Source organism: Paraglaciecola sp. G1-13 (genome assembly GCF_055809255.1).
The window spans coordinates 947537-972376 of record NZ_CM147903.1 but is presented as its reverse complement, the minus strand read 5'-3'; the positions used below and the strand labels follow the sequence as shown (position 1 = coordinate 972376).

The following is a 24840-nucleotide window of genomic DNA, read 5'->3' as shown; positions in this document are numbered from 1 at the left end:
AGCGTGAAGTGCAACTTCCCTATAATGCTGTCGTTATCTAAATACAAACCAAGGCCCAAATGAGTAATCAAGCCCCCAAAAAACAAAATGGATTTTTCGGTAATCTAGCATTTAATATCATTATCCCTGTGGTGATCATGAGCAATTTGAGCTCTGATGAATACCTAGGCCCAGCATGGAGTATTGTTGCCGCACTGATATTCCCTATCGGTTATGGGTTGTGGGATCTTAAAGAGTCGGGCAAGGTAAATGCCTTTTCAATATTGGGGATTGTCAGCGTTATATTAACCGGTGGCATTAGTCTGTTGGAGCTCCCTGCTGAATATATTGCTATAAAAGAAGCGGCTATTCCGGCTGTGATTGGCATTGCCGTGTTAATTACCCAGCGCACTACCAAGCCATTACTAAAGGTACTTGTGCTCAACGAGCAAATTGTCAACTGGGACAGTTTGAGCCGAGCACTAGAAGCAAAAGGTACCACTAATGACTTTGAAGGGAAGATGGCGATCAGCTCTTATATTGTCGCCGGTTCATTCTTTTTATCTTCAGTTTTAAATTACGTTTTGGCCAAAGTGATTCTGGTAAGCCCCCCAGGGACGACCGAATATACAGAAGAGCTTGGTCGCATGACCGCACTGAGCTACCCAGTGATAGTGATACCGAGCATGATCATGTTAATGGGCGCCTTGTGGTACCTATTCGCTCAAATTAAGAAATTAACGGGTGAAGATTTAGAGAATTTCCTTGCCCAGCAGTAACAGCCAACAGTGATAACCAGCAATAACTAACGATACTGTTAGCGGAAAAGTCTTGAAAACCAAAAAACGCTGATAGATTGCTCTATCAGCGTTTTTTATTGGCTGCTTAAAAAATCTTAGTCGTGAACACTGACGACCTGCTCACTCAATAATTAGCCGACTAGATTGGTTACTCTCGGCCAAGCAAGGTGAAAATATTATCTGCGACCTGCGTGTTGTTTAACAAACCACGGAATTTTTCGCTGCCAGGCCCTATTGCATATACCGGCACGTCAACACCAGTGTGCCCACCCGTTGTCCACCCCGTATTGGTACGTATATCTAATAAAGTTTTCACTGTTTGATACGCTATTTCGTCATCTTGGGTATCTATTGCCTCGAGCATAAACTTTTCCTCATCGTTAAGAGAAAAGCCAAGAAGCTTAGCCGCTAACGCGCTTTTATTATTAGCTGTCATCAATTGTTTAGCAATAGCGTACGGCGATGCTTTAAGGTTATCGAGCCATTGCGGCTCCCAACGATAAATTTTGTTAGCACCAATGGTGAAACCACCTGTACTGTGGTCTGCGGTTAACACGACTAATGTATCAGGGTGCTGACTAACGTATTGCTCTAGCCACGTCATAGTTTGCGCTAAGTCTTGCATCTCTGTCATCGCTGCGCCGACATCATTGGAGTGGCCGGCCCAATCAATTTGGCTGGCTTCAACGAGCAAAAAGAAGCCTTTGTCGTTTTCAAGGTGTTTAACAGCGGTTTGAGTGAGCGTTTGCAAGCGTTGTTTCGCCGGCATATCTAACGCCCAATTTAAGCCTTGCTCTGCAAATAAACCTAACAATGGTTTATTTTTATCCGTCGTACTCAAGTCGGTTATCTTATCAACGTATTGATAACCAGCCCCCTTGAACTCTGCTACTAAATTGCGATCATCACGAATGAAGTAATTCCAACCACCTCCGAGCATGACATCAAGTACAAAACGGTTATCCACTTTGTCATCAAAGTAACTGTCAGCTATCTCGTTGTAATTCTTCCTACTCTCGTTATGTGCTGAATATCCTGCAGGAGTCGCGTGGTTAATTTGTGAGGTAACAGCAACACCTGTTTTCAATCCATGCTCTTTAGCCCACTCAAGTACCGTGAGAACAGGTTTTTTGTCTACATCCACAGCAATCGCGCCATTATAAGATTTTACGCCGGTGGCCAAAGCCGTTGCACCTGCCGCCGAGTCGGTGACATAACCAGAGACTTGCGCTGGGTACGTACTGGCCATGCCTACCAGCATGCGATCAAAAACGGTTTGCTCGACTACTGACGTATTTTTGTTATCTGCGAAGTAACGATATGCGGTGGTATACGCTGGCCCCATTCCATCACCAACGACCATAATTACATTCTTAGGCTCTTGCGCTACAGCTCCCATACACAGGGCTGATAGCAAAACGGTACTCACAAACTTCATCTCAATCCTATATTTGCTTAATATTTAAACCCTTGATTATACGCAGCCTTTTGCGACAAGGCGTAGTATTGGGTTCGATATTTAAAAAAAACATTAGCGTTTTTTGTCTCAAAATATTTGAATTGTAATTTTTAGGGACATCACGGTGTGGGAAAACCGTCCATATGGACAAAACGAGACAAACGTTGCTGGGATCTACATTCTTATTACGGCGTTAAAAAGGCAAATGCATTCTGTTTCACTGGGCTTATTTATTCTCTTCGCCTTGATATTTAAAGCAAGCCAACAATTATTCACAAGGTGAATACCGAAAATCAATATCATTTCCTTTCGTTATTTGAATTCTATTAGTAGGATTTGGTCATCGGTTAGCAGCAACATTCAGTTTACAACCTGCTAATCAAATTTTACCTACAAACATAAGGAACATCGTCATGTCTAACTACACAAACGACATTCAAGCTGCCCAAACCCTAACTGGCGAGAATAGCCAAACGTGGAGTGCTATCAACCCAGAGTACGTTGCACGTATGAAAGCACAAAATCGCTTCAAAACGGGCTTAGACATTGCGAAATACACTGCGGGTATCATGCGTAAAGATATGGCTGATTATGATAAAGACTCAAGCTCTTATACTCAGTCTCTAGGTTGCTGGCATGGCTTTATCGGTCAACAAAAAATGTTGGCAATTAAAAAGCATCATGGCACTACAGATAAACGCTACTTGTACTTATCTGGTTGGATGGTAGCTGCTCTACGCTCTGAGTTTGGTCCTTTGCCTGACCAATCAATGCACGAAAAAACGTCAGTGCCTGCGTTAATCGAAGAGCTTTACACCTTCTTACGTCAAGCCGATGCAAAAGAGCTTGGTGAGTTGTTCAGCGCACTTGATAGTGCCAAAGAAGCTGGCCAAGATACCAAAGAAATTCAAGCTAAAATCGATAACTACCAAACCCATGTTGTTCCAATTATTGCTGATATTGATGCAGGCTTTGGTAATGAAGAAGCAACGTACTTACTTGCTAAGAAGATGATTGAAGCAGGTGCATGCTGTATTCAGATTGAAAACCAAGTATCTGATGCCAAGCAATGTGGCCATCAAGACGGTAAAGTAACCGTGCCTCATGAAGACTTCCTATGTAAAATCAATGCCGTACGTTACGCGTTTCTTGAGCTAGGGGTAGATGATGGGGTGATTGTTGCGCGTACCGATTCTTTAGGGGCTGGCCTGACTCAAAAAATCCCAGTGTCTCAATCGCCTAACGATTTAGCTGCCCAGTACAATGCCTTTTTAGAAACCTCAGCAGTTGATTCTGTTGATGATTTGAAAGATGGCGATTCAGTATTGAAACTTGACGGCAAGCTAGTAAAACCAGTTCGTTTGCCTAATGGTTTGTACAAGTTCAAAGCAGACACAGGCTTCGACCGTGTAGTACTTGACTGCGTTACATCGCTACAAAATGGCGCTGACTTATTATGGATTGAAACTGAAAAACCGCATGTTCAGCAAATTGGTGAAATGGTAAGTGCTATTCGTAAAGAGGTACCTGATGCGAAATTAGTTTATAACAATTCACCTTCATTCAACTGGACACTAAACTTCCGCCAGCAAGTTTTCGATGCTTGGTCTGAAGCAGGTAAAGATGTGTCTGGCTACAGCCGTGATGAGTTAATGTCAGCACGTTATGATGCCTCTGAGCTGGCGCAAGAAGCAGATGAAAAAGTGCGTACATTCCAAGCGGATGCGGCTCGTGAAGCGGGTATTTTCCATCATTTGATTACGTTACCGACTTATCATACCGCAGCACTGTCAACTGACAACCTAGCGAAAGGTTACTTTGGTGAAGAAGGCATGTTGGCTTATGTGAAAGGCGTTCAACGTAAAGAGTTACGTGAAGGGTTAGCATGTGTTAAGCATCAAGCAATGGCAGGCTCTAACCTAGGGGATGATCATAAAGAGTATTTCTCTGGTGACCAAGCGCTTAAAGCGTCAGGCAAAGACAACACCATGAATCAGTTCGACGTTGCAGTGTAACGTCTAACTTCCAAAGTATAAAAATAGCAGGGTAACCTGCTATTTTTTTGTCTGTAAAACAGCATTCATTTGTAAAATGATTATTTCTTTAACATCAATTTTTTATATTGTTTTTTCTATAGAATTAACTAGCACACGCAGTTAATTTATAAAATAATCCTTTTAATACAAAAACTTAAATTTTTTCACTCACCCACTAGCATCTTTTTCTCATCTGAGTACAATCTGGTTATACAATAGAAAACAATAAGTGCATTAATATTATGAATATTTCAAAAGTAGACCTCAATTTATTGGTGTATCTGGACGTCCTTCTACGAGAAGGCAGTGTTACCCGCGCAGCAAATCAACTCAGTATTACCCAACCCGCCATGAGTAACGGTTTAAAGCGCCTTCGAGATCTTTTTAAAGATCCCTTACTAGTGCGCACCAGTGACGGGATGACGCCGACTAAGCGTGCCCTGGAGCTGCAACCCGTTATACGCGATGTGTTATCAAAACTTGAGGCCTCGATTCAACCAGAGACAGACTTTGTACCTGAAACCAGTAAGCGTACATTTAGGATCATGGCCAGCGATTACGCTGAATCCACGTTGCTTCTTGAGGTCATACGCCAGTTGGCCAAAGTGGCACCAAACATAACGTTAGATATGATTACCCCTAGCGACGTGACCTTTCATGATGTTGAGCAAGGTAAAGTGGATATGGCCATTAACCGCTTTGAAGAGTTACCGTTATCGTTTCATCAAAAAGTCGTTTGGTACGATCGCTTTGCCTGTGTCGTTAGCAGTAATAATCCCATAGTAGATAACTTTACATTGCAAAATTACATCGACAGTAAGCATATTTGGGTAAGTAAAACCGGCTTTGGTGTCGGAGTCGGAATAGATCCGAATGAAGTGCAAAAATTAGGTTGGGTAGATGCCGAGTTGACTAAAATTGGCCAAAAGCGCGATATAAGAGTGTTTACTCGCCATTATCACGTCGCTTTGCAACTCGCCAAGGTGCAGAACTTAGTGGCAACACTGCCTAGTAAAGCAGCCGCGCTATATGAAAACGACCCAAATATTGTGATCCTAGATCCACCGTTTGATATACCGCCGATTGGCCTAAAAATGGCTTGGAGCGCTTTGTTGCACCACGATGCTGGACATATTTGGTTACGTCGCTTAATAACAGATGTGGGTGAAATCTTGTCTGCCCAATAGCCATTCATGAAATAAATAGCTGAGATAGAAACCATAAATTAAACAAACTAGGCATTAGTTCGTAGACTGGGTTCATAGCCTTATCAACGGAGTAGATCATGCAACAATATATTCAACGCGAACAATTACAGGTAGCACCTCAGCTTGCTGCCTTTATCGAAGAGCAGGCTCTACCTGGCAGTGAAGTCGCCCCCACAGATTTTTGGGCTGGTTTTAGCAATATTCTAGCCCAGCTCACGCCAGTTAATGATGCATTATTGGCTAAGCGCGACTTGCTACAACAAAAAATCGATGCGTATTGCCAGTCTCATCCAACCTTAGAGCCTGCAAGTTACAAAGCTTTCCTTCAAGAAATTGGCTATCTAGAAACGCCACCAGCGGATTTCTCAATTACCACCGATAACGTTGACGACGAAGTGGCTACCATGGCCGGCCCTCAACTTGTGGTGCCCATCAATAACGCGCGCTTCGCGCTTAACGCTGCTAATGCCCGTTGGGGGAGCTTATACGATGCAGCCTACGGTACAGATGTTATCCCTGAAGATAACGGCGCTACGCGCACAAAAGAATACAATCACGCAAGAGGGCAACAGGTTATACAGTATGCAAGAAAGTGGCTCGATGTTATCGCACCATTGACCAATGGCTCCCATACCACCAGTCAAGGTTATGATATTACTTCAGGTCAACTAGTGGTAACGCTAGCCGATGCGAGCACAGCGACCTTGTCTCACCCTAGCCAGTTACTTGGATTTGTTGGCGATAAAAACAACCCTAGCGCCATTTTGTTACAACATAACGGTCTGCACGTAGAGCTGCAATTTGACCGCACTCATCAAATAGGGCAAAGCGACCCCAGTGGCATGAAAGACATATTAGTTGAATCAGCACTGACAACCATTATGGATTGTGAGGACTCAGTTGCCGCAGTGGATGCTGAAGATAAAACTTTGGTGTATCAGAACTGGCTAGGACTGATCAAAGGGACGCTTGAAGTGAGCCTAAATAAACCAGGCGGCTCCTCCGTCAGACGTTTAAGTGCCGATAGAAATTACACGACGCTTACAGGCAAGTCATTTTCGCTAAATGGTCGTAGTATGATGTTTGTGCGTAATGTGGGCCATTTAATGACGAACGACGCAATCTTGTTTCAGGGTAGGCCCATCTACGAAGGGATAATGGACGCGGTTATCACCAGCCTAATCGCCAAACATGACTTGCTAGGCAATGGCCAATATCGTAACAGTAAAGCGGGCAGTATTTATATCGTTAAACCCAAAATGCATGGCTCAGAGGAAGTAGCATTCGCTGACACTTTGTTTAGTCAAGTAGAAGATGCTTTGGCACTGCCTAAAAACACATTAAAAATGGGCATTATGGACGAAGAACGTCGCACAAGTGTGAATTTGAAAGCGTGTATCAATGCAGCAAAAGCGCGCGCAGTATTCATTAATACGGGCTTTTTAGATAGAACTGGGGATGAAATCCATACCTCAATGCATTTAGGGCCATTTGCGTTAAAAGCTGACATCAAGCAACAGCCTTGGTTGACTGCCTACGAGTTAGCCAACGTGAAAATTGGTGTAGACGCAGGTATGTCAGGTAAAGCGCAAATTGGGAAAGGTATGTGGCCAATTCCAGATAACATGGCTGACATGATGCAAAGTAAAACCAATCACCCTCAATCGGGCGCCAACACTGCTTGGGTTCCCTCCCCAACCGCTGCGACCTTGCACGCCTTACATTATCACCAGATTGATGTGTTTAGTTTGCGAAATCCGATTGCAAGCAATGATTTTGATGGGTTAGATGATATCTTGACCGTGCCCCTTTTGGCTGACCGTTCCAGTTTGAGCCAGCAAGACATTCAGCATGAGCTAGACAATAACGTTCAAGGGATTTTGGGTTATGTGGTTCGCTGGGTTCATCAAGGGATTGGTTGCTCTAAAGTACCGGACATCAACAACGTGGGCCTAATGGAAGACAGAGCAACGTTACGCATATCCAGCCAGCATATCGCTAACTGGTTGTTACATGGCTTAATTGACGAGGCACAAATAAATGACTCAATGTTGCGCATGGCACAATTAGTCGATGCACAAAATAGTTCTGATAAGGAATACATCCCTATGATGCCTGACCCAATCAAATCAATTGCGTTTCAAGCCGCTCAAGAGTTAATACTGCAAGGAACGCAGCAACCAAATGGTTACACCGAACCTGTTTTGCATGCTAAGCGCAGGGAAATGAAAGATAAACTGGCCACTGTGTAGCGGCTCTTTCAAACGCAGACGTTAAATGCCTGGTGGCGTGTTGTTCTTCGCGCTACCTGGCTTATTCACTCCTTTACCAGCCACCCACTTCAAAATATTTCTGTAACCTTTGGCAGCCGTATGCATGAGCAAAATATGCACTGGCATTTTTATCCAATGCCCTCTCAGCAACGCCATCGTGTTGGCCAAGCCCAACCCCCTCACATTACATAATCTATGATGTGGCTGCAGTACTCTGCAGTACATCCAATCGAATATCTTTAGCGTAATTTTAGGTGGTAGCCAAAGCTGGCTTTTATGCAATTCAGCTTGTGGAATATCGGTATCGAACAGCGTATTTACATAACGTAATGCGAGGGCGAGCTCTAAACCAAACCCCGTTTTTTGCGCCAGAATAAACAGTTCATCCCAAAATGCTTGCTCAGTTCCAAACTCGCTAAACAGCAAGTGCAAATCTGACAAGTCACGAAAGCCATGATGGTATTCTTCTTGATAAAACAAATGCACAGCGCTGTGCAATATCATTGCGCCTGGCGATAAGACGCGCGCGCCACAAGATAAGGTGCGAGCACCAGCGGTAAAATCATTTATATCTGGGGCTTTACCACTGATAAGCGGCACTAAATTATGGTGCACATCTAATATTGTGCCTCGCCCTGAATGCTTCAAAGGCGGAATTTCATGGGCCCACTGACGATAATACATGTCATCATAGTCATCTGTTGGCTGAGTAAACCACGCATATACGCTTAAACGTGCTTCGACTTCACGCAAATTAGCTTTTGATACCAACATATCAATATCAGAAAAAACACGCCCTCTACCTGCACTACATCCTGATAATGTGTAGGCCGCCCCTTTTAAATAAATAAGCTCGGTTTGCAGCTCAACAGGTAAAATTCGCTTGAATTCGCTGGCCTCAAATTTCACTTGCTGAGCGAGTAATTTTGCATGATATTTAGCGGAAATAAGGTGTGTCTGCGCGTACTCAGGAACCAATTCGATGACACTATCGAGCGCATAAGCAACTCTTGGTAAGACAGATGCTTCACGAGCGATCCGTATAAGAAACTCCCACTCCGTGTGTGCGATTGCCTTTGGCACGTTACCGGATAGCAGTGTGACTAAATGGTCAGTATACTTGGATATAGTATTCACGGTGCAAACTGCCCCTCGTCCAGAAATGCTGAGACTTCGGCTAAATCGTTATAATGAATTTCCACTGCGTCCGTACTTTCGACTAACTTTTGCAGTGCGAGAAAACCATCAGCACCTAATATTGAATCATTAAACGCGTTATCCGTTAACGCTTGAAACGCGTCAGCTTTGGTTAAACTGTAGATATCTAACGTGACATCAGATGTGTATTTGGGTAGTACGACAGCCATCACCGGAGCTGTTTGCTTGATTTTATCAATACTTGCAATAGGGGGTTTCACATGAGCCACATCACCTTTATTGGTATCTCTGGCAATATTTGAAATAGTCACCTCTGGGAACCAAGATCTCACCAAATCTATTGAGTTATTCTTTAAACAAATTGGACGAACAAAGGGGTGAACTAGGCCTGTCTCTAAATTAATAACCGTCATTTCGTCTGAGAGTAAACGCCATCCGGTATGGGCCAAGTAGGCTGTTAACGTGCTCTTACCTGAGCCCGGAGGTGCCGGAAAAATTATCGCTTTGCCGTCTTTTTCGAGCACTGCACCGTGGAGTAATAAATATCTGTGCATATGAGACGCCATACACCAGTTCATACCCCACTCTAACACTGGATAAGCTTGTGAGCGTGGCAAGGGTAAAAACGGCACGAACTCATCAAGTAGAAAGTGAATTTGCGGCTTATACCACCGCCTCAAGGATTTAGGTGATTGCACGGCAACCCGAAAATCCGCAGGAGATGCGTCATCAAGTAACTCATAGTCACCATATAGTTGATAAAACACACGCTGCACATCGGGCAATGAAGATTGAACACCAAAGGCTGCTACGCCCAAATCGATATTGATTTCCCCCTTTATCAGTCTCGTGGCGGCTTCATTTTCTGAAATATCCTTAAGTCTCAACGGATTCAACCTTCTGAATGACGCACTGGGATTCGAGGTGCCTGATTGATTGTTGAATATCAATCAACGAAGAATCGGGAAATAGAGCGAACATTTGCTCTTCATTGAAGGGAACACCAAAATGATACTGAGTAAAAAAAGCCTGAAATTGGCCACTCAATCTCAGAGAATTACCCGTGATAGGTACAAACACAAAAACGCCAGACGAATCGCTGGCGTTATAAATCAATATATTTGGGTTTACTTGGTACAAACTTAGCTGCAACAGGTTCAATTATCGCGTGTAAGTTTGACTCAATGCATCCATAAGCGCACCCTGGTCATTCATCGCTTCTTCCTCAAGCATTGAAGCATACATCTCAGGGGTCACTTGCGACGACAATGGATAATTTCCATAATAAGCATTCAAGTATCCAGCGACTAAACTTTTGTCGATGTCAGAACCTTGCCATAAAACACGATACAAATGTGGACGACTCACCACTCCACCACCGCCCTTTGTATATGTACCCGTAGTAGAGATACTGAAAACAGTGTCCCATTTGACCGCTTTAAGTGAGTCTCTTAAATTTTGGTTATTCTTAGCATCTTTTAACCAAGTAGCGGGTGATACTCCAGCAATCGTTGTGGTGGAGCATGCTTGTGATAAGTTTCCAGACAAGTTCCCCGATACTGTACAACCATTCGCCGTTGTAGCCCACGTCGCTTTCGATGGAAGGCTGACTATGAGTGCAGCGGCAGATCCTTTTAACAGAAACTTACGTCGGTTAGAAACAGCGCCTTGGCTATTCTCAGATTTTTTGTCGACGACATTCATTGTTCTTAATACTCCATTAGTAACGCATATCAGGCAGATAAAGCAAAATTTAAGCCAAATCCCAACCTACTGATCTTACTGGATATATTTAACTTAAAATCAAAAACTGTAAAGTTTCGTGACACAATTCGATCAACTATTATTCAGTTTACCGCAATCCCTTTCTTTTTGCTTAATAATCTTAAATATTTAACAGGAATTGCATAGCTAATGCCACTCGGTTTTTCTAAAACCGCTTCTTTGGTTTCTTTAATAAATACCTTGTTAATGATCCCCACCACACGGCCTGTCTCGGCATCATAAATGGCGCTACCACTATTGCCAGGGTAGGCGGTCATATCCAGTTGATAAATCATGAATGGACTCTCTAAACGATTGCGCATTTTCATGGTTAAGTTACGCGCATTGGCACTTGGGATCACGTCTGGGGTGAGTGCTGCAATCATTCCTTTATGGGTTGCCGGGTATAATCCTAATATTGACCCAATCGGGAATCCTGTCATTAGTATGTCTTGACCATCATCAACATACTCATCTGGGCCAAGCTGCAAAGCTGGCAGTGTGTCACGAATTTTCAGTATTGCTAAATCGTGCACCGGGTCCTTAGCGATAATTTCAGCTTTATGGATTTTAGGTTGTCGACCCGTCCCCGAAAAAACAATATGATATTGGACAATCTGTGGATCAAGCGGTTCTGATACAACGTGGAAGTTAGTCGCAATGAGCGTTCCATCACCAAATACAAAGCCACTTCCCCGCAGCTGATGCGAAACAGCAGACATTGCATCATACAATCCTACCCCTACCACAGAGGGTTTAACTTTTTTAACCACGTTTGTTTTTTGCGAGGCGCTGACTGACGTCGTTAAAAACACCAAAGAAAAAACCACACAAATGATTTTATAAATATAATTTTTCGTTATCATAATAAGCTACTTACTATTTCGTAGGGCTAGTGTGAACAGAAACTTTGTCACAACAATAGCGTAACGTGATTAATATCTTAGGGTTATACACAAAATATTAGGATTAATGAAATGAAAGTATTAGTCACAGGGGCTGCCGGATTCATCGGTTTTCATGTTTGTCAGGTGTTGTTATCACGCGGTGACGAAGTCGTGGGTATCGACAATATAAACGATTATTACGATGTTAATCTAAAGCATGGCCGTTTGGCAGAACTTGATGCTCACGAAAAAGCGCAAAATTTTAACTTCGTAAAAATGGATATAGCTCGCCGAGATGAAATGGAGTCACTGTTTCGTGAGCAAAAATTTGATAAAGTTGTACATTTGGCTGCACAAGCAGGTGTGCGTTATTCCATTGAAAATCCCCATGCGTATATCGACAGCAATATCGTTGGCTTTACTAATATTTTGGAAGGATGTCGTCACAATGCAGTCAAGCATTTAGTGTATGCTTCATCGAGCTCTGTTTACGGCGCCAATGAATCGATGCCTTTCTCGGTATCGGACAACGTTGACCACCCTGTATCTTTGTACGCGGCAAGCAAAAAAGCCAATGAATTGATGGCCCATACTTATAGCCACTTGTACGATTTGCCTACCACCGGCTTGCGATTTTTCACCGTTTATGGGCCATGGGGGCGACCTGACATGGCACTCTTTAAGTTCACCAAGGCGATACTTGAGGGCGATCCTATTCAGGTATACAACTTTGGCAATCATAGACGCGATTTTACGTACATTGACGACATTGTCAGCGGTGTTATATCCACCTTGGATCATAACGCAGCGGGTAACCCATCTTGGCAAGGCAAAAAACCAGATCCAAGTACCAGTAAAGCCCCGTGGCGCGTATACAACATTGGCGCACAAACCCCGGTCAATCTACTTGATTTTATTACAACTCTGGAAAGCGCATTAGGTAAAGAGGCTGAAAAAGAACTACTGCCAATGCAACCAGGAGACGTCCCAGATACCTTCGCCAATGTTCAGGCGCTTGTTGACGATGTTGGTTATCAGCCTAAAACCCAATTAAAAGAAGGGATTACCAATTTTGTAGATTGGTATAAAAGCTTCTACAAAATATAAGGAAATGTAAATGCTGCAGTCATTAGCAAACAGTTTAAGCTCGCCGTTAGTTCATGGGCTTTTGTTGTTTGTTATCTTGCAGCTCTTATCTCGGCTGCCACTTCAAGGTCGGCGTATTTACCAATGGGCGTCATGCGTCCCAATCTTATGGGTACTTTTTTGTAGTCTTGTTTATCCCAGTGTTCTATTAATTAAGCCATTGGAAGACCAATATCCGACCATCAAACTCTCTTCAAATGAATGGCAACTGACGGATGGTATCGTAGTGTTAGCCTGCAATCATTTCGATGATGACGGCTTACCTTTTGTGAGTAAATGGCCCCAGTGCACGATGCAGCGCAATTTACACGCTGCGTTAATGTACAACGAAAAACCTCTGCCAATATACTTAGCCGCTGGGATCCTAAATGAGACGGACTTAAAATCTCAAGCCCAATATAACAAGGACTTTTTGGTCACTTTAGGCGTAAATCCAAAGGACATTCATACCTTTCCTATGGGGCATGACACAGAATCAGAAGTAGAAGCATTGGCGCCATATTTGCAAAACAAACATATGGCATTAGTAAGCTCGGCGAGTCACCTGCCTCGCGCAGTGGAATATTTCAGACTACATGGACTCTCAGTATTACCGATACCTGTAGAGCACCTCAGTCGGAAACACGTTTCATTCACAATAGGCTTGCCCAACGCGTATAGTCTTTATCGCAGCGAGCGAGCAATTCACGAGTACTTAGGTCTAATATACCAGCGCTACATTAAGTGATAAAACTAGTAAACAATGCATTGACGCTATAAATCACCAGTCAGATTGTAGGCCTTAGTAGGTTCGGCGAAGGATAAGCAAGGAACTAAACATGAAATCAATAGTGCCGATTTTTTCGGGGGGCGGAACCCGCTTAACAGTGCATATTGGCGTGTTCGATGCTTTACAGAAGCTCGATATTCAGTTTCAACACATGGTGGGGGTTTCTGGCGGCTCCATCGTAGCAGCTCTTTATTGCTGTGGTGTGCCCTTAGCAGATATAAAACACTTAGCCATGACCACTGACTTCAAAAAGTTCAAAGGCTTTTCATTACTCAGATTATTACGCCAAGGCGGTTTAAGTTCGGGGGATCAATTTGAGGCGTGGATGGACAAACACCTTAAAGGTCTAACGTTCTCAGACATAGATAAAGACTTACACATTTTAGCGACCGATGTTAACGGCGGAGGCCCGGTGGTATTTAGCCGTAAAACGAGTCCCGATTTGAAGATATCGAAGGCGGTGCGCTTTTCAATGTCCATCCCACTTTTTTTCAGCTTTCAAGCCTATAAACAGCATGTTCTTGTAGACGGTGCTATTTTATCAGAAGATGCGTTGTATCAAGATTGGGCAGGTGATGGCTCACCAGTTATGTGTTTTAAATTAAAAAGCGAGCATGTGACAGATCCGAACTTTAAAAAAAGTTGGCTGCCATTACGGCAATATGTGATGATGCTGATTAGGACCTTCATGACGGCAATGTCGCGAGAGTATGTACATGCAGAGTACTGGCGTAATACTATAATCATCAATACGGGTAAATTATCTCCCGTCGATTTTAATATTACAGCGATACAAAAAGAGGAGTTGTACAATATTGGTTATAACACCGCATTTGAATTTGTGCCTAAACGAATGCAGATTTATACCGATACACAACTAAGGAACTAGATGTGGACTACCGTTTTAAAGAAATGAATCTATGAAACAACTTCGAAAATACGCTGATCTCCCTATTATTGGGCCAGTGGTAAAAAAAGTAATGAATTTGGTGGTAAGCCAGAAGGCTAATCAGATCTCTAGACATTTCGCGGAATACCTCAGCCCTGTTGTTGCCCTGTCAGACGATCTGCGTAATGAATCTTATAAAATTAGGCACAAAGTCTATTGCGAAGAATTAAAGTTTGAAGATGAACGTTCAGACAAGATGGAAACAGATCAATTTGATAGTCACTCTACCCATTGTTTAATTAAGCACCTCCCTACTGGTGAATATGCCGGTACGGTTCGCATCGTGCGCTCTATGAGCGAAGAGCAACTCCTACCAATAGAGAAATACTGTATTAGTTCGATTGCTGATGACGCAGTACATCCAAGTGATTTTCCACGAAGTGAAATATGTGAAATATCTCGATTGGCAGTCCCCGCTCAGTTTCGAAAGCGTGCCACGGATAAATTTAAGGGTTCAGCCACAGGTGCCATCAATGAGCATATTTACTCTGAGCGCGAGCTACGCTGCTTCCCTTTTATTGCGGTGGGGCTATATTTGTGCGCTGCGTCTACCTCGCGTAAACACGATATTAAACATTGTTTTGTGATGATGGAGCCAAGACTGGCGCGCAGCTTACGCTTTGTGGGCATCCCCTTTCAACAAGTTGGCCCCGTTGTAGAATATCACGGGAAGAGAGCCCCATACTATATCAGTCGTCACCTATTGATGAGCGGCCTGACACCTGGCTTTAAGCGCATGCTGAAGAATATCGAAAAGAAAGTCGCTACGCAGTTTAAATAAAATCAAAACCCTACTTTAGCATGTATACTCAGACCAAATTTTATACCTATAAAATAGGGTAAGATATTTGATATATTTCACCTGTGGCTTATGACGGAATACAAATATAGTTTGATGGTAAGCCCTTGATCGGTAATCGCCAAATAGCACCGTATGTCTCATCTTTAAGTAACAACGTTTAAATAATCTATGCTCTTTTATTCATTTTACTTTTGAAATTCAACATTCCCCATTAATTTACATTTACTCTTTGTGCTACCAATTTGTATAGTATATTCACCTTGCTTCGTGCCTAACCTAGGAAAAAAAAATGGACGTAAAGGAACTTATCCAAACAGCTATCTCGAAAGAAGAAGCTACCGTATTTGAGCAAGTTCAAGCAACTGAGCTTTACGGAAAAACGACTTTTTCCACTGACATCCATATCGATTTAGCAGTAAAAGTCTTTGACGAGGCAGCGATTCCAAAGTTACTGCACTTAGCAAATGAGCTCAAACTCCATCTTTACCCTATCAGTACCGGAAATAATTGGGGATATGGGTCAGTTCAAAATACACCTGTCGCCGGCATGAGAGTCGTGGTCGATTTAAGCCCACTTAAAACCATTATTCCCAACAACAAAAAAGCGGGGTTAGTGACCGTTCAACCGGGTGTGACCCAGCAGGATTTATTTGATTTTTTACAAGAAAACGACTGGCCATTTATGGTGCCCGTTACCGGTGCGGGGCCCCACTGCAGTATTTTAGGAAATACATTAGAGCGAGGTTACGGTATCACCCCCAGAACGGATCACTTTGCTGCTGCAAACGCGTTAAAAGCATATCTTCCTCACCCTAATTTGTGTCACACAAAATTTGCATCCGCGGTTTCTTCCCTAGATAGGTCTTCCAAAGACTATATCGATAAAACCTTTAAATGGGGTCTAGGTCCCTACATAGATGGTTTATTCACTCAAAGTAACTTTGGCATTGTCACTGAAATGACAATTCGCCTAGCCCCCAAGCCTGAGCACTTCAGTGCGTTCTATTTGCAAGTCTTTGATTTAGATAAGTTCACTGATGCAGTCGCCCTTATTGAGCAGACCTTACTAGAGTCTGAGGGTATTGTTGGCTCTATAAATTTGATGGACCGTCGTCGTCTAGTATCAATGGTTGCCCAAAACCCGAACGGTCAAGGTCAGCACAGTGTTATGACTGATAAACAGGTTGAAACGATAGCCAAAGAGCAGCGCCTACCTCAATGGATGGTAGTCGGTACTATTTACGGCTCCAAAAAAGTGGTTTCAGCCACCCAAAAGCAATTTAAGCGACGAGCAAAACATTTAGGTCAATTGAACTTTTCAAATAGCTGGCTGATTAACGTCGCTAAATTTATCGTCAACTTACCATTGCCATCCATTGGGGCCGTTGACAAGATAAAAGCGCAACTAAGCACCTTGGACGAGGGAATAGAAATTATGTTAGGTAAACCCAATCAGGTTGCCCTACCCCTTGCTTATTGGCGCAACCCTAGGATAAAAGTTGATAAAGCCAATGCACTCTTGCCCGATAAAGATAAGTGCGGATTGTTGTGGTACGCCCCTCTAATAGAAATGGCCCCTGAGGTGTTAATTGATTTTGTTGCGTTTATCAGAAAAACGACTCCTAAATACGGAATCGAGCCTTTAGTTACGTTTACTAATCTGAAACATGACTGTATTGATTCCACTGTGCCGCTTGTTTTCGATTTAGAAAACCCAGAGGCGGTGTCCGCCGCTCACAAGTGCCTAGAAGAGCTCTTTATCGAAGGATGCAAAAAAGGTTTTGTGCCTTACCGGATTAGCACGGCACAGCAAGCTACTTTATCGCCTGATGATATTTTCTGGCAAACAACGACTCTTTTGAAGCAAGCCATTGATCCAAATGGAATTTTATCACCTAACAGGTATAACCCTTAACAAACACCAATATCTTACTAGTTTGTATTTTTACATCTCATATTGTTCCTAATATGATAATACAATACAGTGGTGATACTCTTTCGCTGTGCCTCTGCCTCAACGGTGAGTGAATACAGAGCGGCAAGAAGAATTAACTAATGGAGTTAGTATGCGTATCAAACTTTTATCATCTCTAGTCGCAGTTTCAGCACTTACCCTGACAGGGTGCGATAGCAAGTCTGCAGAAGAATACATCGCGGCTGCGAAGGTTCAATACCAGAAAAACGACACACAAGCCGCCATCATTGATTTGAAAAATGCCATTGCCCTAGCACCACAAAATAAGGACGCGCGCGCGAACCTCGGGAAATATTACTTGGCAGGTGGTTCTTTTGTAGAGTCCGAAAAGGAGCTGCGTAAAGCGTTAGAATTGGGTGAGACCAAAGACACCATTTATCCTGATTTGGTAAAAGCGATTTATTATCAAAATGACTTTGATAGATTATTAAGATTAGTAACAGATTTTACAAGTGCTGATCCGAGGGTGCAAAGTAGCGTTGATCTTTATTCATTCTTGGCAAACCTGAAGCAGAATGACAATGACGTGGAAATAGACACTGATTTTTCACGTATGCTGGGCGATGACAAATTATTAGCACAAGTTTACTACGCTTTTGCACAAGGTGATCTTGAATCAGCGGATCAGCTTCTATCCACTTTTCAAACACCAGAACAAAATCATATTGAAAAGCTTATTGTGACCGGGCTTCTTAAAGCACAATTGAAAGAGTATGACCCCGCAATAGCCGCACTTGAGCAAGTCGTCGCCTTATCTCCAGAGTATTTTGTTATTCAGTTCCAGTTAGCCGAGATATTAATCAACGCACAAGAGTACAAAAAAGCCCGGAAACTCACAGATGAACTACTGAAGATAAATGCTCGAAGTGCTTATGCCAATTTATTAATGGCAAAAATAGAGTTACACGATGAGAACTTTAAAAATGCATTTGATGCCGCCGAAATAGCAATTCAAAACGGCATAGACAGCACCCAGAGCAATTTGTTAGCCGGTGTTAGTGCCTATAGAATAGAGCGCACTGAAAGTGCCTACAGATATTTAGCAAAAGCGTCGAAAAATCTACCACCAAATCATATGGCAAATCGTCTTTTGGCGGATGTAAAAATAAGACTTGGAGAAACGGATAACCTTGTTGAAATGCTTGACGGTATTTCAGGACAAGATGCACAGAAGTCATCTCTTTTAGAGAACGCAGCGATGCTTAAGTTTCGGGAAGGTGACCTTGAGAGCTCTAAGAGTTTATTTACTCAAGCAAAAGAAGGCGCTCCCGATAATGCAGTGACTCTACTTCGTGAAGGATTAGTAAAACTGTCTTCTGGTGACCAATCAGGCATTGAGAGTCTTGAGTCGGCAATACAGCTTGACCCTACGTTAAATGAAGCTTGGAGCCTTCTTGCGCAAGCCCACATGCAGGCCAACGAACCGCAGAAGGCAATTTCTGTCGCAAAGCGCTGGCAGAGTGTGAATGAGGTAGACGGCTTGGTATTGGAGTCATACTTACTTCAGCAGCAAAATCAGGATACTCAAGCGAGAGTTTTACTCGATAAAGCTTTATCGATAGAGCCCAACAATTTCCCCGCTACGCGTTTCCTCATGTTAATGAATGCACGAGAGAAACGTTTTTCAGAAGCGCGCGAACTAGCAGAAAAATTAATAAAATCTTCTGACAACCTCGATGGAAGGTACCAATTAGTACTGACCTTAATCAATATATCTATCGCACAAGATGATATGTCATCGGTAGAAACATTATTTAAGTCGTTAATCAACGAGAGCGAAGACTCCGAGACAGGCAGTGTTCTTCAACTAAAAGTTGGACTAGCCACGCTATATAATTATCAAGGAGAGTACCCAAAATCACTTGCCCTTTTAGAGCCCATAGAGGACTCGAAAGACTTTTTCGTTCTATCCGCTTTAGGGGAAACCTACGCTGGTTTAAATAATTTTAATAACGCGAAATCGACTTTTCAGGCACTAGTTGATGCATTTCCAAGAGATACGCGAAGCTGGGTACAGCTTGTTAACTTACTCAATCAATTCAACTTTCAACGTGATGCAGTTGATACCGCTGCTCGTGCAGAAGCGGCTATACCAAATGATCCACGCTTAACAGTTTTAAGCATTCGAGCGCTTATTCGTTCTGGTGATGTTAAAAAAGCAAAGCAAAAAATGGATGCTATGAAGACTAAGGGAAATAGCTCTCCTATGTTTGACTTATTCGATGGCGAGATGGCGTTAGCTAACAAGGATTATGAAAAGGCCAGTGATGTCCTCACCCAATATTATAACAATCACCCTTCTTGGGACTCAGCAATACCATTGGCAAAAGCGCTAGCGTTTCAAAGCAAGGCTGAATTAGGTGGGAGATATTTAGTTCAACAAACGGCCAAAAGTCACTCTAAGCTAAGTAAAATCCATTACATTGCGGAATATTATGCTAAACACGGTCAGCAGGAGTCTGCCGCAGAGTACTACGAAGCACTTTTAGAACTCATACCTGAAGACTTTGTCACTCTTAATAATTACGCCAACCTCGCAATCGCTCAAGGGAACATAGAGCGAGCCATAAACCTCGCTCAACAAGCTATTCAGATACAGCCAAACTCCCCTTATGCTATGGATACTTTGGGTTGGGCACTGTTTAGGAACAATCAATTTTCAGACGCGCTAACCTACATCAAAAAGGCAAATGCGGAATTACCGAAAAACAATGAAATTACCCTCCATCTGATTGAGCTGTTGATCGCTACAGGCAGTAAAGATAAAGCTAAAGGGCTTATCAACCGATTTAAGCCTGCTAATGATACTGAGAAAGACACACTGTCGCGCCTCAGCACCAGTATTTAAGTCACGGCAGTCGCAGGCCTAGCAAATGTTTGTTGCTTGGCCTGTTTAGTATATTTCAACCGAGTAAATCGTATCTATACCATCACTCATTATCCACTGGAAGATATTGCGCTGCATGAGGCGCTGTGGAGCGACCTTTATAAACAGTCTGATGCTAGCGTTTTTCTTAATTGGTCATGGATAAAAGCGTGGTTAACGTCAATAGATTCTGTGCCGGTTGTGTTAGCTGCATATGAAAATACCCGCTGTGTTGGTTTAGCTTTTTTAACACAGCGAAACGCCCGTTCTTCGAGCAGAATAGATATTAAACAGCTATGGCTGCATAGAAAAGGTGAGCAGGCGTCAGATCAAATGTGGATTGAGCATAACGATTTTCTGTTGCATCAGAACAACAAAGACCAGATTCGTTTAGCCATGTTGGAATATCTGTTTGCGCAAAAAAAACTGTGGCACGAATTGTATTTTGGATTAACGAATTCAAAAGTGATTGATTCACTTAAACTAAACTGGCCTTCTTGTCGAGAAGTCATTAGCTCTCCCGATTTCGAAGTCGACTTACGCTACAAAGCCAATTTAAATGATTACTTGGCTGATTTATCGAAAAACACTCGTTCGCAAATTAGGCGTACAGAAAAGCTATTAACACAATCAGGTGAATTAGCGCTTACCGTGGCTCAAACCACAGCCCAGAAAGAAACGTTCCTAGAAGATATATCTCGACTACACAAAGATAAATGGAGAGATACAGAATTTGGCAGTGGATTTGATAACCCGATTTTTGAGCAATTTCATAGACATCTGATTTTTGAAGATGATGTAACGAATAAAACTCGACTTTACTGCCTCACTCTCGATAAAAAACCAATCGCCTACATATATCTACTAATAGATGATGACACTTGGTATTTTTATCTGTCTGCCATAAACGGCCATGACGACAACAGAGTCAAAGTCGGATTACTTGCACATGCATATATAATCGAACAAGCCATAGCTGAAAAAGTCAGTAAGTATAGCTTTTTAGCAGGGGAAGCACGCTACAAGCGTTCGTTATCAAACCTCCCTGAAACAAGCCAAACACTGGTTTGTTTTTATCAACCCACTGTGTTTATGCGTCTACGAGAATGTGCACGACGATATAAAAACGCACTACCAAACATATTGAGACATTAGAATAAAAATGATAACTGAAAATGCCGGTGACTACTCTGTTCCCATAAAATTAGACTCATTGCAAGACAGCGCTGTCACTTCTGTGAGCGTGCCTCTAGCACAAGGGGTGTTGTATGAACTTACAGCGAGTCAGCTACTAGCAAATGGAGGGCCAATATCGTGTGGGGCAAAAGCACTCGCCAATTGGCCTGATGGCAGTATCAAATGGCTACATTTAACCTTTGCCGTTCCCGAGCAGTTAAGAGAAGACCTAATATTTAAGGTTACCAAGGCCAAGCAAAGCGAGACCGCAAGTGCACCAAAGAGCCTAACTTATGTTTCGAATGACTCACACACTACAGTCACTCATTCGCTTTATCGCTTTACGTTAACCCATGCTGATGGCAGCTTTTCAATCGCGTCAGGCACAACAGATGACGCCAATAAGGTTATCCGAGGTTGCCTGAACTTACATGACGCCCATAGCCAACCATGTGCCATTTCATCCTGTCTTGTATCCATAGACGACACCCTGTCCCTACTTGATGGCTCTATCTACGGTCTATCGGTTCAAGTCGACATGACTTATGCGCCCGTAGATGAAGACACCGTTTCGAATATTTCATCAACGAGCGTTTTTCTATTAACCGCCGCCCACGAAGCGATAAAGTTAGATGTCACCCTACACAACGCGAATGCGGCAGTGCACTCAGGCGGGAGTTGGGATTTAGGGGATGCCAATTCGTTTTACTTTTCAGCCCTTAACCTTTCTATGAAAGGCGATGGAGCCTCAACTTTTCAATATCGAACAGAACAGGACAGTCCGTGGCAAACTCATCTAACAGAAGCGGCCACAAATACAAGTGACGTGAGTATTCAACAATTTTCAAGTGGTGGTAAGAATTGGCTAAGCCCTGTGCACGTTGACCATAAGAACACCCTCCCTTTTAGTGTTAATGGCTATCAAGTCGCTAAAGAAGGCGAGGTCATTTCTTCGGGTCAACGGGCGACGCCGTTAGTATATTGGGATAAGAAGGTAAGTTTTACAATTGACAATTTTTGGCAGAAATTTCCTACTTCGATAACCATGACACCTAAGGAGATGCTACTCAGCTTTTTTCCTGCCCAGAAAAACCACCTGCACGAACTTCAAGGTGGTGAAAAAAGCACACATTCAGTATGGCTCTCAACTAACGATAAACCTGACGCACTTGACGAAATCACTAGGAGTAGTAAAGGTGTCCGTCTTTGTGGTGAATATATACATAGTGAAATACCGCTGTATACAGAGTGTCAAAATGCACAAAGCACAATACAAAACTTGATAAATAACGGGTTGCAGTCACAAAATAATTTTTTTGAAAAACGTGAACAGCTCGATGAATACGGATGGCGGAATTTCGGTGATATTTACGCTGATCACGAAACGGCTGAACACAAAGACAGTTCACTTTTTGTGTCCCATTACAATAATCAATACGATCCTATATTTGGCTTCTTACGCCAATTCTTACTGAGTAACGATCCACGATGGTTTACCCTTGCGGATGACTTAGCCAAGCATGTCATTGATATCGATATTTATCATACTAAACAGGACAAGGACGAATATAATGGCGGCCTTTTTTGGCACACTGATCATTATTTGCAGGCTTTTACATCGAGTCATCGTTCATATTCAAAACTTCAAGGTAAAGGTGCGTATCAGGATCACGCTGGCGGCGGCGGACCAGGCGGCCAACATTGTTACACATCAGGCCTTGCGCTGTATTACTTGCTGACTGGCAACCCAAACGCCAAAGAAGCCGTGCAAACACTAACCCAATGGATCACCTATGTGTATGAGGGCGGCAATACATGCCTAGAGTTGTTACTTGCTCTTAAAAACAGACATGTGCTCGGCTTAAAGAACCATTTTACCGGCCAATATCCCCTTGATCGTGGTACCGCGAATTACATTAACGCATTGCTCGACAGTTATGTGGTCACAAGCGAACGTGCATCCCTGCAAAGCGTTGAACATGTTATCCGACATACTATTCACCCAAATGAAGACATCACATTACGTCATTTGAGCAACGTCGAAGAAACCTGGTTTTACACAGTTTTTCTGCAATCTTTAGTGCGTTATCTGGACATTAAGTGCATTAGTAAGGAGTTTGATGACGCTTTTTATTATGCGCGAGATGGACTGCTACGTTTTGCTCAGTGGATGCTCGAACATGAATATATGTATCTCGATAAACCCGAAATTTTAGAATATCCAAATGATACGTGGACGGCTCAAGACTTGCGCAAAGCCCATGTGCTTAGCGCCGCGTATTTCTATGGAAATAAGCACGATCACTCACTTTTGCAAAAAGCTGAGTATTTTGAAAACGAAGTTTCGTCTCGATTACAGCAAAGTGACACTAAAACCTATACCCGTATTATGGTTTTGCTGATGCAAAACGACGGCCCTACGTCTTACTTCAAGCACGCTGTGCTACCAATTGAGTTTAACGAGCGAAAGATAGACTGGCCGGCCCCAGCTTATGCTAATGGTTCAAATGTGACGCGCTTAGTAAAAGCATTTGGGAAACGTATGCTAGCACTTTCAATTCGCAATGAAGTAAACTGGCTCAAAAAAAGGCTAGGATAGCCAGTGACACACTCAGGAACACCTAACTAGATGCAGATTTCTTTTATCATTCCTCACAAAGGAAGGTTTGAAATGTTAATTCAAACCATTGAATCTATTGCTAAACAAACCTATGACTTATCTCAAGTAGAAGTCATTGTCGTCAGTCAAACAGAAGAGGCGCTAAGCCACACCTTTTGTAACGACCATTCATTGCGTATCAACACATTTTTACGTCCTGAGTCAGACACCATCTCGGCCCTTAGAAATTACGGCGAGACTCAAGCTAACGGAGAGTTTTTAGCGTTTCTTGATGCGGATATCTACTTGTCAGAAAACTGGCTTGAGCAAATGTTGAACACCTTAGATTGCGATCCAACTCGAATTATTGCCAGTGCTATGCAAATTTGTCTACCAGAGGCTCCGCCGCTAGAGAAAATTCGCACGAGTTTGAGCAACGCAGAATTGGACACCAACGTGGCGTTTTTACCCGGTAGAAATTTATTTCTCACCCGAAACGCATTTCACAAAATTGGGGGGTTTCCAGAACACCTGCTGACCTGCGAAGATTACTATTTTACTGACAAAGCAGCGCAATTGGGCGCCCTGTTTTATACCTCAGCAGCTAATTACATTCATCTAGGTGAAGATAAAACCCTAAAAGGTATGTTTGACAAGGAGATATGGCGCGGGCAGTCAAATTTAAAGTCTATTGAAGGTAGACACATCCCTATTAGGGAATGGCCAAGCTTTATTGTTCCCCCAGCGATTTTTTTATGCATTCTGTGTGCGCTTATTCAAATATGCGCCGGGCAAATGGCCCTAGCCTTGCTTAGTTCGATACTAGCCCTGATACCTTTACTTGCATACACCATACGTTTATATCGCTTAGATACATTGAAGGTCTCTTTTGTAAACACATTCACCTTCTATGCGGTGTACTTTCCAGCTCGGGCGATCGGTACCTTTGCCGGCATATTTAAATCTATTAGCAATAAAAACCCTTAAGGCATGT

18 protein-coding genes are annotated in these 24840 nt (G+C 42.8%); 13 read left to right on the top strand and 5 right to left on the bottom strand.

Annotation, left to right across the window (positions count from 1 at the left end):
* Positions 1-59: 59 nt before the first annotated feature.
* Complete coding sequence (locus AC0L6N_RS04005; protein ID WP_006992073.1) at positions 60-758, top strand: VC0807 family protein; 699 nt, start codon at positions 60-62, stop codon at positions 756-758.
* Positions 759-927: 169 nt separating this feature from the next.
* Here the strand turns inward: AC0L6N_RS04005 and AC0L6N_RS04000 are convergent, their stop codons facing one another.
* Entirely contained in the window at positions 928-2217 is a 1290-nt protein-coding gene (locus AC0L6N_RS04000) for an alkaline phosphatase (RefSeq protein ID WP_473479077.1), read from the bottom strand.
* Positions 2218-2651: 434 nt separating this feature from the next.
* Between AC0L6N_RS04000 and AC0L6N_RS03995 the strand changes: the two genes are divergently transcribed.
* From AC0L6N_RS03995 to AC0L6N_RS03985, 3 genes are all read left to right on the top strand, one after another.
* Positions 2652-4253, top strand: a complete 1602-nt coding sequence (locus AC0L6N_RS03995) for an isocitrate lyase (protein WP_473479075.1) — start codon at positions 2652-2654, stop codon at positions 4251-4253.
* Between the two features lie 263 nt (positions 4254-4516).
* Positions 4517-5461, top strand: a complete 945-nt coding sequence (locus AC0L6N_RS03990; RefSeq protein WP_473479072.1) for a LysR family transcriptional regulator — start codon at positions 4517-4519, stop codon at positions 5459-5461.
* 98 nt (positions 5462-5559) lie between these two features.
* Positions 5560-7734: a malate synthase G gene (locus AC0L6N_RS03985; protein WP_473479069.1), complete on the top strand. Its 2175-nt coding sequence runs from the start codon at positions 5560-5562 to the stop codon at positions 7732-7734.
* Between the two features lie 21 nt (positions 7735-7755).
* Here the strand turns inward: AC0L6N_RS03985 and AC0L6N_RS03980 are convergent, their stop codons facing one another.
* From AC0L6N_RS03980 to AC0L6N_RS03965, 4 genes are all read right to left on the bottom strand, one after another.
* Positions 7756-8892: a nucleotidyltransferase family protein gene (locus AC0L6N_RS03980; protein ID WP_473479067.1), complete on the bottom strand. Its 1137-nt coding sequence runs from the start codon at positions 8890-8892 to the stop codon at positions 7756-7758.
* Entirely contained in the window at positions 8889-9800 is a 912-nt protein-coding gene (locus AC0L6N_RS03975) for an HprK-related kinase A (RefSeq protein ID WP_473479064.1), read from the bottom strand. The genes AC0L6N_RS03980 and AC0L6N_RS03975 overlap by 4 nt, the downstream gene beginning before the upstream one ends.
* A 274-nt stretch (positions 9801-10074) precedes the next feature.
* Entirely contained in the window at positions 10075-10617 is a 543-nt protein-coding gene (locus AC0L6N_RS03970; protein ID WP_473479062.1) for a hypothetical protein, read from the bottom strand.
* 143 nt (positions 10618-10760) lie between these two features.
* On the bottom strand, positions 10761-11543 hold the full coding sequence (locus AC0L6N_RS03965) for a S1 family peptidase (protein WP_011574068.1): 783 nt from the start codon (positions 11541-11543) through the stop codon (positions 10761-10763).
* A gap of 111 nt (positions 11544-11654) precedes the next feature.
* Here AC0L6N_RS03965 and AC0L6N_RS03960 point away from each other — a divergent pair, with 111 nt between their 5' ends.
* The 9 genes from AC0L6N_RS03960 (at position 11655) to AC0L6N_RS03920 (ending at position 24833) form a co-directional block, all read left to right on the top strand.
* Positions 11655-12671, top strand: coding sequence for an NAD-dependent epimerase (locus tag AC0L6N_RS03960; protein ID WP_473479059.1), 1017 nt, complete (start codon positions 11655-11657; stop codon positions 12669-12671).
* Positions 12672-12681: 10 nt separating this feature from the next.
* Positions 12682-13437, top strand: a complete 756-nt coding sequence (locus AC0L6N_RS03955; protein WP_473479056.1) for a YdcF family protein — start codon at positions 12682-12684, stop codon at positions 13435-13437.
* A gap of 91 nt (positions 13438-13528) precedes the next feature.
* A complete protein-coding gene (locus AC0L6N_RS03950) occupies positions 13529-14368 on the top strand; it encodes a patatin-like phospholipase family protein (RefSeq protein WP_011574065.1) in 840 nt (279 codons plus the stop codon).
* A 31-nt stretch (positions 14369-14399) separates the two neighbouring features.
* Positions 14400-15209 carry a PEP-CTERM/exosortase system-associated acyltransferase gene (locus AC0L6N_RS03945; protein ID WP_006991463.1) on the top strand — a complete coding sequence of 270 codons (810 nt, stop codon included), beginning with the start codon at positions 14400-14402 and terminating at the stop codon, positions 15207-15209.
* A 310-nt stretch (positions 15210-15519) separates the two neighbouring features.
* A complete protein-coding gene (locus AC0L6N_RS03940; protein ID WP_473479053.1) occupies positions 15520-17145 on the top strand; it encodes an FAD-binding oxidoreductase in 1626 nt (541 codons plus the stop codon).
* Between the two features lie 151 nt (positions 17146-17296).
* Positions 17297-20053: an XrtA/PEP-CTERM system TPR-repeat protein PrsT gene (prsT, locus tag AC0L6N_RS03935; RefSeq protein ID WP_473479050.1), complete on the top strand. Its 2757-nt coding sequence runs from the start codon at positions 17297-17299 to the stop codon at positions 20051-20053.
* A 36-nt stretch (positions 20054-20089) separates the two neighbouring features.
* Positions 20090-21226: a GNAT family N-acetyltransferase gene (locus tag AC0L6N_RS03930; RefSeq protein ID WP_473479047.1), complete on the top strand. Its 1137-nt coding sequence runs from the start codon at positions 20090-20092 to the stop codon at positions 21224-21226.
* 7 nt (positions 21227-21233) lie between these two features.
* The gene (locus AC0L6N_RS03925) at positions 21234-23846 is read left to right on the top strand and encodes an RIFT barrel domain-containing protein (RefSeq protein ID WP_473479043.1); all 2613 of its coding nucleotides are present in this window, start codon (positions 21234-21236) and stop codon (positions 23844-23846) included.
* A gap of 30 nt (positions 23847-23876) precedes the next feature.
* Entirely contained in the window at positions 23877-24833 is a 957-nt protein-coding gene (locus AC0L6N_RS03920; RefSeq protein WP_473479041.1) for a glycosyltransferase family 2 protein, read from the top strand.
* Positions 24834-24840 lie beyond the last annotated feature (7 nt).

Excerpts from the sequence above, each read along its gene's own strand:
- AC0L6N_RS04005 (WP_006992073.1), top strand. The coding sequence starts at position 60 with ATGAGTAATCAAGCCCCCAAAAAACAAAATGGATTTTTCGGTAATCTA.
- AC0L6N_RS04000 (WP_473479077.1), bottom strand. The coding sequence starts at position 2,217 with ATGAAGTTTGTGAGTACCGTTTTGCTATCAGCCCTGTGTATGGGAGCT.
- AC0L6N_RS03995 (WP_473479075.1), top strand. The coding sequence starts at position 2,652 with ATGTCTAACTACACAAACGACATTCAAGCTGCCCAAACCCTAACTGGC.
- AC0L6N_RS03990 (WP_473479072.1), top strand. The coding sequence starts at position 4,517 with ATGAATATTTCAAAAGTAGACCTCAATTTATTGGTGTATCTGGACGTC.
- AC0L6N_RS03985 (WP_473479069.1), top strand. The coding sequence starts at position 5,560 with ATGCAACAATATATTCAACGCGAACAATTACAGGTAGCACCTCAGCTT.
- AC0L6N_RS03970 (WP_473479062.1), bottom strand. The coding sequence starts at position 10,617 with ATGAATGTCGTCGACAAAAAATCTGAGAATAGCCAAGGCGCTGTTTCT.
- AC0L6N_RS03965 (WP_011574068.1), bottom strand. The coding sequence starts at position 11,543 with ATGATAACGAAAAATTATATTTATAAAATCATTTGTGTGGTTTTTTCT.
- AC0L6N_RS03960 (WP_473479059.1), top strand. The coding sequence starts at position 11,655 with ATGAAAGTATTAGTCACAGGGGCTGCCGGATTCATCGGTTTTCATGTT.
- AC0L6N_RS03955 (WP_473479056.1), top strand. The coding sequence starts at position 12,682 with ATGCTGCAGTCATTAGCAAACAGTTTAAGCTCGCCGTTAGTTCATGGG.
- AC0L6N_RS03950 (WP_011574065.1), top strand. The coding sequence starts at position 13,529 with ATGAAATCAATAGTGCCGATTTTTTCGGGGGGCGGAACCCGCTTAACA.
- AC0L6N_RS03945 (WP_006991463.1), top strand. The coding sequence starts at position 14,400 with ATGAAACAACTTCGAAAATACGCTGATCTCCCTATTATTGGGCCAGTG.
- AC0L6N_RS03940 (WP_473479053.1), top strand. The coding sequence starts at position 15,520 with ATGGACGTAAAGGAACTTATCCAAACAGCTATCTCGAAAGAAGAAGCT.
- prsT (WP_473479050.1), top strand. The coding sequence starts at position 17,297 with ATGCGTATCAAACTTTTATCATCTCTAGTCGCAGTTTCAGCACTTACC.
- AC0L6N_RS03925 (WP_473479043.1), top strand. The coding sequence starts at position 21,234 with ATGATAACTGAAAATGCCGGTGACTACTCTGTTCCCATAAAATTAGAC.
- AC0L6N_RS03920 (WP_473479041.1), top strand. The coding sequence starts at position 23,877 with ATGCAGATTTCTTTTATCATTCCTCACAAAGGAAGGTTTGAAATGTTA.